The sequence below is a fragment of the Rhizorhabdus histidinilytica genome (assembly GCF_900167915.1).
GTDB lineage: Bacteria > Pseudomonadota > Alphaproteobacteria > Sphingomonadales > Sphingomonadaceae > Rhizorhabdus > Rhizorhabdus histidinilytica.
Window position 1 is genome coordinate 350,408 of record NZ_FUYM01000002.1, and the last position, 14,021, is coordinate 364,428.

Consider the following 14,021-nt stretch of genomic DNA (forward strand, 5'->3'; position numbering starts at 1 on the left):
CGAGCGGGGTCGACGTCAGCCATCGACCTTCACCACGCCGCGGCGGATCTGGTCGCGCTCGATCGACTCGAACAGCGCCTTGAAATTGCCCTCGCCGAACCCGTCATTGCCCTTGCGCTGGATGATCTCGAAGAAGATCGGGCCGACCATGTTCTCGGTGAAGATCTGCAACAGGATGCCGCCCCCGGTCTCGGGCGCGCCGTCGATCAGGATGCCGCGCTTGCGCATCTCGTCGATGTCGTGGCCATGACCGGGCAGGCGGGCGTCGATTCCTTCATAATAGGTATCGGGGGTCGACTGGAAGCGAATGCCGTTGGCACGGAGCCGGTCGACCGTCTCGAAGATGTTGTCGGTCGCGAGCGCGAGGTGCTGGATGCCCTCGCCCTTATATTCGCGCAGGAACTCCTCGATCTGGCTGTTCTCGTCCTGGCTCTCGTTGAGCGGGATGCGGATCTTGTCGTCGGGCGCGGTCATCGCACGGCTGAGCAGCGCGGTCGCCTGGCCCTCGATGTCGAAATAACGGATCTCGCGGAAGTTGAAGACCTTCTCGTAGAAGCCGGCCCAGTGGTTCATGCGGCCACGCATCACATTGTGGGTCAGATGGTCGAGCGTGTGCAGGCCGACCGAGCGCTGGTCACGCGCCGTGCCGGGTACCGGGCGGAAATCGACGTCGTAGATCTCCTGCGCGCCGTAGCGGTCGACCAGGTAGAGGTTGGAGCCGCCGATCCCCTCGATCGCGGGAATGTTCAGCTCCATCGGGCCGACCGGTCCCTCGACCTGGGTCGCGCCGCGCGCCACCGCCTTTTCCAGCGCCTTGGCGGCGTCATGGACGCGGAACGCCATGGCGTTGGCCGAAGGGCCGTGCGCGGCGCGGAAGTCGGCGGCCTGGCCGCCCTTGTCCATGTTGAGGATGAAGTTGACGTCGCCCTGCTGGTAGCGGCGGACGTTCTTCGACCGGTGGTCGCCGAGATGGGTGAAGCCCATCGCCTCGAACAGCGCCGCGAGCGCCAGCGGATCGGGGCCGGTGAATTCGACGAACTCGAAACCGTCGAGGCCCAGCGGGTTGTGATGCGGTTCGATGGCGGTGTCGGTCATGGCAGCCTCTTGAGATAGTATCATTAGATACCAATACGGGTTTGAACCGATTCGTGTCAAATGATACCAACGCGCCATGTCGCAAAAGGGCCTCATCCTCGACCGCTTCATTCCCTATCGCCTGTCGGTGACGTCGAACGTCGTCAGCGACGTGATCTCGACCGCTTATGAGGCGTTGTTCGGCCTATCGATCCCCGAATGGCGGATCGTCGCGGTGGTGGCGGAGCAGGACGGCATCACCCAGCAGGGCGTCTGCATCGCGACCCGGATGGACAAGGTGACGGTGAGCCGCGCGACGATCGCGCTGGTCGATCGCGGGCTGATCACCCGCGCCCCAAACCGGGCCGACCGGCGCTCGCGGCTGCTGGCGCTGTCGGAGGCGGGGCGGCGGCTTTACGCCGACGTCGCCCCCAAGGCGATCGAGTTCGAGGAGCGCATCTTCTCGATCTTCCCGGCCGACGAGCTCGACCGCTTCATGACGATGCTGCGCGCGATCGAGGAACGGGCGCTGGAGGTCGGTACGCTCTGAGAGCGTTGCGCCTTAGATATGACCCGCTCAGCCCTCCTCAGGGTGAGTGGATAAGGTGATCCCGATTTAAGGCGCGATGCTCTAGATACGAGTAGGGCCCGATGGCGGTGCCACCGGGCCCTTTTCGGCCACTCTCCTGCCGAACCTTCTGTCAGAAGAAGAAGGAGTAGATGATGTCGATGATCTCGCCGGTCTCGATATCGACCAGCACCGCATCGTCATAGTAGCGGACCCAGCGATAGTCGCCATAAGCCGGCGGCAGGCGATAATACCAGGGGTCCGAGATCCAGTAGCTCGATCCGTAGAACCAGGGATCCCAGCGATAGCCCGGATACCAGCGCTGATAGCTGTAGCCCCAGCGCGGCGCCACATAGCGCGGCAGGCGATAGATGGTGCGGTTCCGGTTGCGATAGTCGCGCCAGTCATAGCGGCGATCGGTGCGCCAGTTGCGATCCCAGCGGTCGTTGCCGCGCCGGTCGCGATCGGCCCAGTCGCGACGATCGCGGTCGTTGCGGTTCCAGTTGCGGTCGCGATCGTTGCGGTCCCAGTTCCGGCCGTCCCGGTTCCAGCCCTCGCGGTTCCAGTCGCGGCGGTCGCTGCTCCAGCGCTGGTCGCGAGTGGTGTCGCGATCGCGGTCGCGCGTCCAGTTGCGGTCGCCCCGGTCCGGCCGGTTGGTCTGGTCGGCCCGGTCGTTGCGGCCGTCGCGGTTCCACACGCGCCGGCGATCTTCGATCGTGGCGCCGCCGGTGGCGGTGTCGCGATTGTCGCGGCCCCAGTTGCGCTGCCGGTCGACGGACGGGGGTGCGCCGGGATTCGCGTCGCGCTGGCGGATCGCATCGCCGCCACGGTTGTCGCCGCCGCGATTCCATCCACGGTCGCCGCCAAAGCCGCGCGGTGGCGTCTGGGGCGTCTGGGGCGGCGCGACGCGCTGGGGCGCGACCGGGGCGGGGCGCTCGACCGCGCGATTCGCCTCGCGCGCCTGGCGGAAGGCTTCGCGCCGGGCATCGCCGTTCATCATCGCGCCGCGGTCGCGGCCGCGCTCCTGGGCCTGGGCGACGGTCGGGAGGATGATCGCCGCCCCCAACGCCAGTCCGATCATGGTCCTCGAAAGGTTACGCATCGGAAATACTCTCCACACGGGCGGCATGATGCCACCCTTGTCTCCCTTGTGCGCCCTGTCGACTGAGCGAGGGCTGAACCCCGCTGTCAGCAAGCAGAAAGATTCGGACCTTCAGCCGCCCGGCTTCGTCGCGAGCGCGGGCACGGCGCGAGCAGCGTCGGCCGGGTCGATCCCGGGCGGCGGGGCGGCGGCGATCGTCTCGCTGCCGGCGAGCACCCGGCCAGCGCGCCGAATCGCGCGGCGGACGCGCGGATAGGTGCCGCACCGGCAGATGTTGGTCATCGCCGCGTCGATCTCCTCGTCGCTAGGATCGCGATTCTTGTCGAGCAGCGCCGCTGCCGCCATGATCATGCCCGACTGGCAATAGCCGCATTGGGGCAGGTTCTCAGCGACCCAGGCCTGTTGGACGGGATGGCTGCGGTCGCGCGACAGCGCCTCGATCGTGGTGACGAAGCTGCCCTCGATCGATCCGATCGGGACTTGGCAGGATCGCACCGGCTGGCCGTCGATATGGACCGTGCAGGCGCCGCACAGTCCCGCGCCGCAGCCATATTTGGTGCCGGTGAGGTTGGAGGCGTCGCGCAGCGCCCACAGCAGTGGGGTCGCGGGGTCCATCCGGTAATGCACCGGCTGGCCGTTGACGGTGAACCTTGTCATGCCCCGTCATACCGCGAAGGTGGAACGGGTGCAGCGGAAAAAATTCCTCTAATGCTTGAAGAATCGCGGCTGCATTGGTAGGGGCGGCTCTTCACGGCGCGGAAAGGGTTTTCGCGACGACACGCTTTTTTGCGTTGTAGCTGGAGACACCGTCGGATCGGCGGCGTGGATGGCTCGCTCCGCAAATGATTGGAGAATTGGTTTTTTATGCAGATCATCGTTCGCGACAACAATGTCGATCAGGCTCTCCGCGCGCTCAAGAAGAAGCTGCAGCGCGAGGGCGTCTATCGCGAGATGAAGCTGCGTCGCCACTATGAGAAGCCGTCGGAGAAGCGCGCCCGCGAGCGCGCCGCCGCGATCCGCCGCGCCCGCAAGCTGGAGCGCAAGCGGATGGAGCGTGACGGCGTCCGTTAAGGCGTTCCGGCGTATCCGTGGCCCGGTTTCGCCGGGCCGCCGCAGTTTCATCATGGCCTGAGAAAGCGACACGCCCATGTCCGAAGTAACCGCCGTCCCCCTTCGTCCGATCGCGAAGGGATCGCTGACCAAGCTCTGGCTGGGCATCGCGGCGGTGATCGTCATCGGCATCGGCGCCGCCTATGTCGGCACCTCGCGCCAGGTGGCGATGGCGATGACGCCCGAGGAGTTCCTCGCCGCGAACAAGGGCGGTGACGTCGTCGAGACGCCCTCGGGCCTGCAATATGAGGTGCTGCGCGAAGGCAGCGGCCCCAAGGCGACCGCGAGCGACATCGTCCTGGTCGAATATGAAGGTCGCCTCGCCAATGGCGAGGTGTTCGATTCGAGCGCGCGCCACGGCGGCCCGCAGCCGATGCCGCTCCAGGGCATGATCCCGGGTTGGACCGAAGGGCTCCAGCTGATGAACGCGGGCTCCAAATATCGTTTCTGGATGAAGCCGGACCTCGGCTTCGGCCCGGTCGGCGTCCCCGGCAAGATTCCGGGGGACGCGCTGGTGATCTTCGACGTCACGGTCAAGGAAGTCCTGCCGCCGCAGGGCTTCGGCATGGGCGGCGGTGGCATGCCCCCCGGCCATGGCGGCATGTGACAGCCGAACCGGCATTACCGCATAGGAGAGGAAGGGGTCGCAGCGATGCGGCCCCTTTCTTGTTGGGGCGCCGCCCGCCACACACCACCACCAGCCGTCATGCTGAACTTGTTTCAGCATCCACCGGAAGGCTGGGCCTTTCGCCGCGGTTCCTGCATCGGCGGCCCGCGCCATCTCCCGGCCAACCTGAGCGGCCCGGTGGATGCTGAAACAAGTTCAGCATGACGGCTCTCGACTACAGATACGAAAAAACCGCGCGGCGATCGGCTCGCCGCGCGGTTCCTTCATCGTCCGCGGGGCGTGTGGCTCAGCGCGTTTCCTGCGGGTGGAGGCTGGTGCCGGCGCGGCCGCCGCGCAGCGCGGTGAACCAGGTCAGCGGGTTCAACAGCTTGGTGGTGCCGTCGAGCGAGAAGGTGATGAACTCGGCGCGGCCGCCGATATTCTCGAACGGCACCGGGCCGTCGAGGCCGTTGCGATAGGCGGGGACGCGGCTGTCGGCGGACTGGTCGCGGTTGTCGCCCATCACGAAGATGTGGTCGGCCGGGATGGTGATCGCCGGATAGTCGTCGATCTCGGGCATGTAGCCCAGGTCGATCGTGTCGTAGCTGCGGCCGTTGGGCAGCGTCTCGCGGAAGCGCGGCAGCGCGCAGTAGAGCTTACCGTCCGCGCCGGTCACCCTGAAGCGGGCGACGTCGGGCTGGTCGCACGGCACGTTGGCGTCGACCGCGATCATTGCCGGACTTTCGGGGGTGCGCTTCACCGGCACGCCGTTGATCACCACCACGCCGCCGCGCACCTCCAGCCGGTCGCCCGGCAGGCCGATGACGCGCTTGATGAAATCGGTGTCGGCCTGCGGCGGCTTGAGGATGACGATGTCACCGCGCTCGGGCAGGCGCCCGAACAGCCGGCCGTGGATGAACGGCAGGACGTGGAAGCTGGGCGACACATAGGACCAGCCATAGGGATATTTGGTCACCACCAGCCGATCGCCGGTGATCAGCGTCGGCATCATCGACTCGGAGGGGATGTAGAAGGGTTTGGCGATGAAGCTGTGGAAGCCGAGGACCGCCAGGATCAGCCAGAAGATACCGCGCGCCTCGGCCCACCAGTCGGTCGCCGGCTTCGGGGCCTTCGCCGTCGGGTCGGCCGGCGCGGCGGGCGCGTCACTCGCATTGTCCATATCGTCACTCGGCCGATCGCTCACGCGATCCCCTCCTCACAGCGGGCGCGCATACAGGATCACGAACGCCTGCGCCCAGGGATGATCGTCCGTCATCGTCAAATGTACCTCCACCGCGTGGCCCGGCGGGGTGAGCACGTCAAGCCTTGCCTTGGCTCCGCCGGACAAAACCAGCGTGGGGGCGCCGCTCGGCAGGTTGGCGACGCCGATGTCCTTCATGAACACGCCGGCCCTGAAGCCGGTGCCGACAGCCTTGGAGAAAGCCTCCTTCGCCGCGAATCGCTTCGCATAGGTGGCGGCGCGGGTGAGCACCCGGCGTTCCGCCTTGGCGCGCTCGGTGTCGGTGAACACCCGGTCGACGAAGCGCTCGCCGAACCGGTCGAGCGATTTCTGGATCCGCTCGATGTTGCAGAGGTCGGAGCCGATGCCGATGATCATGCCGGCTCCCCGTTCCTCACCGTGCTTCGTCCATCAGCTGGCGCATGCGGCGGACCACCGGGGCCAGCCCGTCGAAGATCGCCTCGCCGATCAGGAAATGGCCGATGTTGAGCTCGGCGATCTGCGGGATCGCCGCGACCGGGGTGACGTTGTCGAAGGTCAGGCCATGGCCGGCATGCGGCTCGATGCCGTTCTTCGCGGCGAGCGCGGCGGCGTCGGCGATGCGGCGCAGCTCGGTCGCGCGTTCCTCGCCCTCGGCATGGGCGTAGCGGCCGGTGTGGAACTCGACCACCGGCGCGCCCAGCGACATCGCCGCCTCGATCTGACGGGCGCTGGGCTCGATGAACAGGCTGACCCGGATGCCCGCGTCGCTCAGCTTGGCGATCAGCGGCTTGAGGTGATTGTGCTGGCCGGCGGCATCGAGGCCACCCTCGGTCGTCACCTCCTCGCGCCGTTCGGGGACGATGCAGGCGGCGTGGGGGCGGTGGCGGAGCGCGATCGCCAGCATCTCCTCGGTCGCGGCCATCTCCAGGTTGAGCGGCAGGGCGATGCCGCCGATCAGCCTGGCGATATCGTCATCCATGATATGGCGGCGATCTTCGCGCAGATGCGCGGTGATGCCGTCGGCACCGGCCTCGCTGGCTATCTCGGCGGCGCGGATCGGATCGGGATGAAGGCCGCCCCGGGCGTTCCGGATGGTGGCGACATGGTCGATGTTGACCCCGAGGCGCAGCCTGCTCACGCCGCGACGGCCGCGCGGCTGCCCGGCTTCACCGCGGGGATCGCCGCCAACTCGGGCGGCAGGGACTCGGGCTGGTAGGTCGGCACGTCGAGTCGGATCAGCGGATAGAAGGGAACGCCGAGATCGGCGGTGCCGTTCGACCGATCGACCAGCGCCGCAGCGGCGATCACCCGGCCGCCCGCTTCCTCCACCGCCTTGATCGCCTCGCGCGACGACAGGCCGGTGGTGACGACGTCCTCCATCAACAGCACCTTCTGTCCGGGCTCGAGCCGGAAGCCGCGGCGCAGGTGGAAGACGCCTTCAGGCCGCTCGACGAACATCGCGTCGAGGCCGAGCGCGCGGCCCATCTCGTGCCCCGCGATCACGCCGCCCATCGCCGGGGAGACGACCGCACCGAGCTGGATCTTCAGCTTGTCGGGGATCTTGAACGCCAGCGCCTCGGCCAACCGCGCCGCGCGCGCGGGATTCATCAGTACGCGGGCGCACTGGAGATAACGGGAACTGCGCAGCCCCGAGGAGAGGATGAAATGCCCCTCCAGCAGCGCTTCCGCTGCCCGAAATTCGGCGAGTACCTGTTCGTCCGTCATCATCTGGATCCCGATTCACGCTGCCGCTGCGCAGCATCCGCCCAGATAGAGAGAGTATATATTCGCTTCAACCGCTTGCATTCGGCGCCAAGCGGTGCTTGAGGCACAGGCGAGCCGCGCCTATAAGGCGCTCGAATTCGTAGGGCCCGATAACAGGCAGGCGTGGAATCACCGCGCTTCACGGGGGTAAGATGAAGACGTTGAAGACTATCATGATGGCGCTTTCGCTGGCGGCCATTCCGGTGGCGGTCCAGGCTCAGGAAGCTGCTCCGGCTCCTGCGGCGCCCGCCGTGGCGGCCCCGGCTGCCGAAGCCGCGCCGGCCGCGCCCGCGTTCCAGCATCGCGCTCCCGACGCCGATATCGGCCAGCCGATTCCCGGCGGCATCAAGCCCCAGCCGCAGGTGACCAAGGTCGGCCAGGACGCCCAGTGGCTGCACAACAGCCTGCTGATGCCGATCATCACGGTCATCTCGATCTTCGTCCTGATCCTCATCGGCTATGTGGTGATTCGGTTCCGCGCCAAGGCGAATCCGGTCCCGTCGAAGACCTCGCACAACACGCTGATCGAGATCGTCTGGACGCTCGTCCCGGTCCTGATCCTGCTCGTGATCGCGGTCCCGTCGATCCGGCTGCTCGCGCATCAATATGCGCAGCCCAAGCCCGACCTGACGATCAAGGTGATCGGCAACCAGTGGTACTGGACCTACCAATATCCCGACAACGGCGATTTCGAGCTGGTCTCGAACATGCTGCCCGACGCCGAGGCCAAGAAGCGCGGCGAGCCCCGCCTGCTGGCGGTCGACGAGCGGGTGGTCGTTCCGGTGGATGCGGTGGTCAAGGTCATCGTCACCTCGAACGACGTGATCCACAGCTGGGCGGTTCCCGCCTTCTGGACCAAGATGGACGCCGTCCCCGGCCGCCTGAACGAGACCTGGTTCAAGGCCGAGCGTGAAGGCCTCTATTACGGCCAGTGCTCGGAACTGTGCGGCGCGCGCCATGGCTTCATGCCGATCGCGGTCGAGGTCGTCTCGAAGGACAAGTTTGCCGAGTGGGTGCACTCGAAGGGCGGCAAGATGCCGGGCGAGGACGCCGCCGCCGCCGCACCGTCCGCCGCGCCCGAGGCTGCGACTCCCGCTCCGGCGGCCGACGCGGCCGTGCCCGGCACCGCCGCACCGGCCGCGCCCGCTACGTCCCAGCCTGCGACCGCGCAGAACTAAGGCCCGAGATCATGAGTGACATCACCGCAACCGCTTCGCACTTCCAGGCGCATGAGGACCATGGCCATCATGATGCCGACCACAAGCCGGCCTTCTTCCAGCGCTGGTTCATGTCGACGAACCACAAGGACATCGGCACCCTCTACCTGATCTTCGCGATCGTCGCCGGCATCATCGGCGGTGCTATCTCCGGCCTGATGCGCGCCGAGCTCGCGGAGCCCGGCATCCAGTATCTCCAGGTCTGGACGAAGCTGATGGGCGGCGCGCCCGATTTCGATACCGCGCTGCACATGTGGAACGTGCTCATCACCGCACACGGTCTGATCATGGTGTTCTTCATGGTCATGCCCGCGATCATCGGCGGTTTCGGCAACTGGTTCGTGCCGATCATGATCGGCGCGCCGGACATGGCCTTCCCTCGGATGAACAACATCAGCTTCTGGCTGCTCATCCCGGCCTTCTCGCTGCTGCTCGGCTCGGCCTTCTTCTCGGGCGGCACCGGCCATGGCGCCGGCACCGGCTGGACCGTCTATGCGCCGCTGTCGACCAGTGGCTCGGCGGGTGCCTCGGTCGACATGGCGATCCTGTCGCTCCACCTCGCGGGCGCCTCGTCGATCCTCGGCGCGGTCAACTTCATCACGACCATCTTCAACATGCGCGCGCCGGGCATGACCCTGCACAAGATGCCGCTGTTCGTCTGGTCGGTCCTCGTCACCGCCTTCCTGCTGCTGCTGTCGCTGCCGGTCCTCGCCGCCGCGATCACCATGCTGCTTACCGACCGCAACTTCGGCACGACCTTCTATGACGCGTCGGGCGGTGGCGATCCGGTGCTCTATCAGCACCTCTTCTGGTTCTTCGGCCACCCCGAAGTGTACATCATGATCCTGCCGGGCTTCGGCATCATCAGCCAGATCGTGTCGACCTTCTCGAAGAAGCCGGTGTTCGGCTATCTCGGCATGGCCTACGCCATGGTCGCGATCGGTGTCGTCGGCTTCGTCGTGTGGGCGCACCACATGTTCACCACCGGCATGTCGGTGGACACCAAGATGTACTTCACCGCCGCGACGATGGTGATCGCGGTCCCCACCGGCATCAAGATCTTCTCGTGGATCGCGACGATGTGGGGCGGCTCGATCACCTTCAAGACGCCGATGCTCTGGGCGATCGGCTTCATCTTCCTGTTCACGGTCGGTGGCGTCACCGGCGTCGTGCTCGCCAACGGCGGCGTCGACAACTACATGCACGACACCTACTATGTCGTCGCGCACTTCCACTATGTGCTCTCGCTGGGTGCGGTGTTCTCGCTGTTCGCTGCCTTCTACTACTGGTTCGGCAAGATGACCGGCCGGATGTACAACGAGTTCCTGGGCCAGGTGCACTTCTGGTTGTTCTTCGTCGGCGTGAACGTCCTGTTCTTCCCGATGCACTTCCTGGGCCTCGACGGCATGCCGCGGCGTATCCCGGACTATCCGGACGCCTTCCAGCACTGGAACTCGATCGCCACCCATGGCTACGAGATCATGGCCTTCTCGATGATCTTCTTCTTCATCAACGTCTTCTGGTCGATGTTCGCGGGCAAGAAGGCGGAAGGCAACTATTGGGGCGAAGGTGCCACCACGCTCGAATGGACCCTGTCGAGCCCGCCGCCGTACCACCAGTTCGAGCAGCTTCCGCATATCGGTGACGACCACAGTCACTGATCGACGGTAGTAGGATGGAAATGAGCCGCCGCTTCGACGACTCGTCCGAGCGGCGGTTTCATTAGGAACGTGAATCGATTGTCATGGCGAGCAAGGCTTATCCCGTTGCAACGGCCGCCGCGGCCGACTGGCGCGACTTCCTCGCGCTGACCAAGCCGCGCGTGCTGACCCTGGTGGTGTTCACCGGGCTGTGCGGACTGCTGGCGGCGCCCCAGTCGATCCACCCGGTGCTCGGTTTCACCGCCGTGTTGTGCATCGCGCTCGGCGCGGGCGCTGCCGGCGCTCTCAACCAGTGGTACGAAGCCGATCTCGATGCGATGATGGCGCGAACGGCGAACCGTCCACTGCCTGCCGGGCGGATGGAGCGGCAGTCGGCGCTCCACTTCGGCGTCGGCCTCGGCATCTTCTCGGTGTTGTTGATGGGCCTCGCCCTCAACCTGCTCGCGGCGGCGATCCTCGCCGTCTCGATCCTCTTCTACGTGGTCGTCTACACCGTCTGGCTGAAGCGCCGGACGCCGCAGAACATCGTCATCGGCGGCGCCGCCGGCGCCTTCCCGGCGCTGATCGGCTGGGCCGCTGCGACTGGCCGGGTCGAGACCCTGCCGGTGCTGCTGTTCGCGCTCGTCTTCCTGTGGACGCCGCCGCATTTCTGGGCGCTCGCCCTGTTCATCAATTCCGACTATGCCCGGGCCGGCGTGCCGATGTTGCCTGCCGTCGCCGGCCAGCGCGCCACCCGTATCCAGATCCTGCTCTACACCGTCCCGATGGTTGCTGCCGCGGTGGCGCCCTGGGCGATGGGCCTGACCGGCGCGATCTACGGTATCGGTGCAAGCCTGCTGTCGGCGGTGTTCCTGCTGCTGGCGGCGCAGGTCGGCTTCAGCCGCGAGACCGACCCGGCCAGAATGAAGGCCGAGCGCCGCCTGTTCGGTTTCTCGATCCTCTATCTGTTCCTCATTTTCGGCCTCGTCGTCGCCGACAAGGTGCTGGCATGAACTACACCCCTGACGAACAGGACGAGATTCGCCGCCGTCAGAAGTCGCGCGCACTCGTCACCGCGCTGATCCTCGGCGCCTTCGTCATCCTGTTCTACGCCATCTCGATCGCGAAGATGCTATGAGCCACGCGCTTCCTCCGCAGCAGGACCGCAACCTGCGGGTCGGGTTGATCGCGGCCGCGGTCGCGCTCGCGATGCTGGGCCTCGGTTATGCCGCAGTGCCGCTCTATCGGATGTTCTGCCAGGTGACCGGCTTCGGCGGCACGACGATGCGCAGCGAAACCGGCATCGCCCCGGGCGCGGTGGTCGGCAAGCTGATCAATGTGCGGTTCGACGCCAACGTCGCCCCGTCGCTGCCGTGGAGCTTCGCGCCCGAAAAGCGGGTGGCCCGTGTCGCGATCGGCGCGCGGAACATGGCCTTCTTCACCGCGACCAACCTGAGCGACCATCCGATCACCGGAACGGCGAGCTTCAACGTCACGCCCGAACTGGCCGGCGCCTATTTCACCAAGATCCAGTGCTTCTGCTTCACCAGCCAGACGCTGAAGCCCGGCGAGACGATTCGCATGCCGGTGATCTATTATGTCGACCCCGCGATCCTGAAGGATAAGGAAGCGGGCAAGTTCAACGAAATCACTCTGTCCTACACCTTCTTCCCCGACAAATCCGCTGTGGATTCCGAACGGGCGGGCGGTTAAGGGACTTCCCATCAGACCATCAGGGGCACGGAAAATGGCCGGAGCTAAGAGCCACGATTATCATATCCTACCGCCGAGCATCTGGCCGTTCATCGGTTCGATGTCGGCGCTGGTCATGGCGTCGGGCGGCATCATGTGGATGCACAAGGCCGCTTTTGGCGGCTATGTGTTCTTCGCCGGCCTGATCGGCGTCCTGTTCACCATGTTCTCCTGGTGGTCGGACGTGATCCGCGAGGCGCATGCCGGCGATCATACCCCGGTCGTGCAGCTCCACCTGCGCTACGGCATGATCCTGTTCATCGCCTCAGAAGTCATGTTCTTCGTGGGCTGGTTCTGGGCATGGTTCGACTTCTCGCTCTTCCCGGTCGCGCTCGAGCTCAAGGACGGCGCCACCTCGATCATCGAGGGCCCGAACAGCATCACCCACGCCGCGGGCATCTGGCCGCCCAAGGGCCTGGAGGTGATCGACGCTTTCCACCTGCCGCTGCTCAACACGCTGCTGCTGCTCTGCTCGGGCACCACGGTCACCTGGGCGCACCATGCGCTGCTGCACGGCGACCGCGACGGGCTGAAGAAGGGCCTGTGGCTGACGATCATCCTCGGCGCGGTGTTCACCAGCGTCCAGGCCTATGAATATATGCATGCGCCGTTCCCCTTTAAGGGCATCAACTATGGTGCCGCCTTCTTCATGGCGACCGGCTTCCACGGCTTCCACGTGCTGATCGGCACGATCTTCCTGATCGTCTGCCTTATCCGCGCCTATAAGGGCCACTTCACCCCGCAGCAGCATTTCGGCTTCGAGGCCGCCGCGTGGTACTGGCACTTCGTCGACGTCGTCTGGCTGTTCCTGTTCGTCGTCGTCTACGTCTGGGGTGGCTGGGGCGCTCCCGTCCACGGCTGACGCCGACGGCCATGACCGCATAGGGGCGCGGCGGCGGGGGAGACCTGCCGCCGCGCCTTTTTCATTTTCGACCGGGAAGGATTGCCGATGCCCGAACCGTCCGCGCCGCCCCCGCCGGCTCCCTTCGACGCCGCGCTGCGCGGTCTTTGCCCGCGATGCGGCGCGCCGGGCCTGTTCGCCGGCTTCCTGCGCTTCGCCGATCGCTGCGCCGGCTGCGGGCTCGATTACCGGGCCTTCAACGTCGGGGACGGTGCCGCGGCTTTCCTCATCCTGATCGTCGGCGGCCTGGTCAGCCTGCTCGCGATCTTGGTCGAGCTCAAATGGTCGCCGCCGCTGATCGTCCATCTGCTGCTCTGGCTGCCGCTCACCGTCGGGCTGACAGTGCTGCTGCTGCGCCTCGCCAAGGGATTGCTCCTCGCGCTCGAATATAAGAACGCCGCGCGCGAGGGCCGGATCGTAAAGCCCGACTGATGCGCCGCTTGCCCTTGCTGCCGACGCTGATCGTCGCGCTCGCCATCGCCGCGATGGTGGCGCTCGGCATCTGGCAGATTCGCCGCGCGCATTGGAAGGACGGGCTGCTCGCAAGCTATCGGGCGTCGCGCAACGCGCCCGATCTCTACGGAGTGCCGCCCGGCGCCGATCCCGACGCGATCGCCTTCCGCCATGCCCATGTCCTCTGCCGGGTGACGACGAAGGAGACGCTGCTCGGCGGAACCGACGCCTCGGGCCGCACGGGTTTCCGCACCATCGTCGGCTGCGCGCTGATCGACGGCCGGGTGATCATGGCCGATCTCGGCTGGAGGGCGATCGACGCCCGGCCGGTGCTGCCGGCGGTCGGCACGCGGATCGAGGGCAGGGGGCTGCTGATCCCCGACGAGGTGCTCGCCCGCCGGGTGCTGGGCAAGACGGCCGGTGCGGTGCCGCTGCTGCTGGTGCTCGATGGCGGCGTCCAGGGCCTGTCGCCGAGCGTCCCGCCGTCGATCGAGACAATCCCCAACAACCACATCAGCTATGCGGTGCAGTGGTTCCTGTTCGCGGGCGTCGCGCTCGTGATCTACGCGCTGGCGCTCTACCGCCGATCGATGCCGAACCGCAGGCGCTGA

Annotated in this window: 18 protein-coding genes; 11 read left to right on the plus strand and 7 right to left on the minus strand. The window is 66.3% G+C overall.

Features of this window, described 5'->3' with window-relative positions:
- Nucleotides 1-15: 15 nt before the first annotated feature.
- Nucleotides 16-1,095, minus strand: coding sequence for a 4-hydroxyphenylpyruvate dioxygenase (hppD, locus tag B5X82_RS05355; protein ID WP_209046194.1), 1,080 nt, complete (start codon nt 1,093-1,095; stop codon nt 16-18).
- Between the two features lie 76 nt (nt 1,096-1,171).
- On the opposite strand from hppD, the gene B5X82_RS05360 reads away from it, so the two are divergent.
- Nucleotides 1,172-1,624 (plus strand): MarR family winged helix-turn-helix transcriptional regulator, encoded by a 453-nt coding sequence (locus B5X82_RS05360; protein WP_079647078.1) that lies wholly within the window; start codon nt 1,172-1,174, stop codon nt 1,622-1,624.
- A gap of 151 nt (nt 1,625-1,775) precedes the next feature.
- Here B5X82_RS05360 and B5X82_RS05365 read toward each other — a convergent pair whose 3' ends face one another.
- Together B5X82_RS05365 and B5X82_RS05370 are read right to left on the minus strand one after the other, a co-directional pair.
- Entirely contained in the window at nt 1,776-2,744 is a 969-nt protein-coding gene (locus B5X82_RS05365; RefSeq protein WP_235862601.1) for an RcnB family protein, read from the minus strand.
- 111 nt (nt 2,745-2,855) lie between these two features.
- The gene (locus B5X82_RS05370; RefSeq protein WP_079647080.1) at nt 2,856-3,401 is read right to left on the minus strand and encodes a (2Fe-2S)-binding protein; all 546 of its coding nucleotides are present in this window, start codon (nt 3,399-3,401) and stop codon (nt 2,856-2,858) included.
- Nucleotides 3,402-3,608: 207 nt separating this feature from the next.
- Here B5X82_RS05370 and rpsU point away from each other — a divergent pair, with 207 nt between their 5' ends.
- Both rpsU and B5X82_RS05380 read left to right on the plus strand, forming a co-directional pair.
- Nucleotides 3,609-3,815: a 30S ribosomal protein S21 gene (gene rpsU / locus B5X82_RS05375; protein WP_029548939.1), complete on the plus strand. Its 207-nt coding sequence runs from the start codon at nt 3,609-3,611 to the stop codon at nt 3,813-3,815.
- Between the two features lie 76 nt (nt 3,816-3,891).
- The gene (locus B5X82_RS05380; protein ID WP_079647081.1) at nt 3,892-4,461 is read left to right on the plus strand and encodes an FKBP-type peptidyl-prolyl cis-trans isomerase; all 570 of its coding nucleotides are present in this window, start codon (nt 3,892-3,894) and stop codon (nt 4,459-4,461) included.
- Nucleotides 4,462-4,768: 307 nt separating this feature from the next.
- On the opposite strand, the gene lepB is transcribed toward B5X82_RS05380, so the two are convergent.
- From lepB to pyrE, 4 genes are read right to left on the minus strand one after another with little or no spacing between them, the layout of a single operon-like run.
- Complete coding sequence (gene lepB / locus B5X82_RS05385) at nt 4,769-5,641, minus strand: signal peptidase I (RefSeq protein WP_079647082.1); 873 nt, start codon at nt 5,639-5,641, stop codon at nt 4,769-4,771.
- Nucleotides 5,642-5,677: 36 nt separating this feature from the next.
- Nucleotides 5,678-6,079 carry a holo-ACP synthase gene (gene acpS, locus B5X82_RS05390; RefSeq protein ID WP_079647083.1) on the minus strand — a complete coding sequence of 134 codons (402 nt, stop codon included), beginning with the start codon at nt 6,077-6,079 and terminating at the stop codon, nt 5,678-5,680.
- Nucleotides 6,080-6,095: 16 nt separating this feature from the next.
- Nucleotides 6,096-6,821 (minus strand): pyridoxine 5'-phosphate synthase, encoded by a 726-nt coding sequence (locus tag B5X82_RS05395; protein WP_079647084.1) that lies wholly within the window; start codon nt 6,819-6,821, stop codon nt 6,096-6,098.
- Nucleotides 6,818-7,408, minus strand: coding sequence for an orotate phosphoribosyltransferase (gene pyrE, locus B5X82_RS05400; RefSeq protein WP_079647337.1), 591 nt, complete (start codon nt 7,406-7,408; stop codon nt 6,818-6,820). Before pyrE ends, B5X82_RS05395 begins: the two co-directional genes overlap by 4 nt.
- A 191-nt stretch (nt 7,409-7,599) precedes the next feature.
- Between pyrE and coxB the strand changes: the two genes are divergently transcribed.
- From coxB to B5X82_RS05435, 8 genes are all read left to right on the plus strand, one after another.
- On the plus strand, nt 7,600-8,625 hold the full coding sequence (gene coxB, locus B5X82_RS05405) for a cytochrome c oxidase subunit II (protein ID WP_079647085.1): 1,026 nt from the start codon (nt 7,600-7,602) through the stop codon (nt 8,623-8,625).
- 11 nt (nt 8,626-8,636) lie between these two features.
- Nucleotides 8,637-10,325: a cytochrome c oxidase subunit I gene (ctaD, locus tag B5X82_RS05410; protein WP_079647086.1), complete on the plus strand. Its 1,689-nt coding sequence runs from the start codon at nt 8,637-8,639 to the stop codon at nt 10,323-10,325.
- Between the two features lie 83 nt (nt 10,326-10,408).
- A complete protein-coding gene (locus B5X82_RS05415) occupies nt 10,409-11,317 on the plus strand; it encodes a heme o synthase (RefSeq protein ID WP_079647087.1) in 909 nt (302 codons plus the stop codon).
- Nucleotides 11,314-11,442: a hypothetical protein gene (locus B5X82_RS27200; RefSeq protein WP_268878208.1), complete on the plus strand. Its 129-nt coding sequence runs from the start codon at nt 11,314-11,316 to the stop codon at nt 11,440-11,442. Before B5X82_RS05415 ends, B5X82_RS27200 begins: the two co-directional genes overlap by 4 nt.
- A complete protein-coding gene (locus tag B5X82_RS05420) occupies nt 11,439-12,017 on the plus strand; it encodes a cytochrome c oxidase assembly protein (protein ID WP_079647088.1) in 579 nt (192 codons plus the stop codon). Before B5X82_RS27200 ends, B5X82_RS05420 begins: the two co-directional genes overlap by 4 nt.
- Nucleotides 12,018-12,051: 34 nt before the next feature.
- Nucleotides 12,052-12,918 carry a cytochrome c oxidase subunit 3 gene (locus tag B5X82_RS05425; RefSeq protein ID WP_079647089.1) on the plus strand — a complete coding sequence of 289 codons (867 nt, stop codon included), beginning with the start codon at nt 12,052-12,054 and terminating at the stop codon, nt 12,916-12,918.
- Between the two features lie 87 nt (nt 12,919-13,005).
- Nucleotides 13,006-13,389, plus strand: a complete 384-nt coding sequence (locus tag B5X82_RS05430) for a DUF983 domain-containing protein (protein ID WP_079647090.1) — start codon at nt 13,006-13,008, stop codon at nt 13,387-13,389.
- Nucleotides 13,389-14,021, plus strand: a complete 633-nt coding sequence (locus B5X82_RS05435) for an SURF1 family protein (protein WP_079647091.1) — start codon at nt 13,389-13,391, stop codon at nt 14,019-14,021. Before B5X82_RS05430 ends, B5X82_RS05435 begins: the two co-directional genes overlap by 1 nt.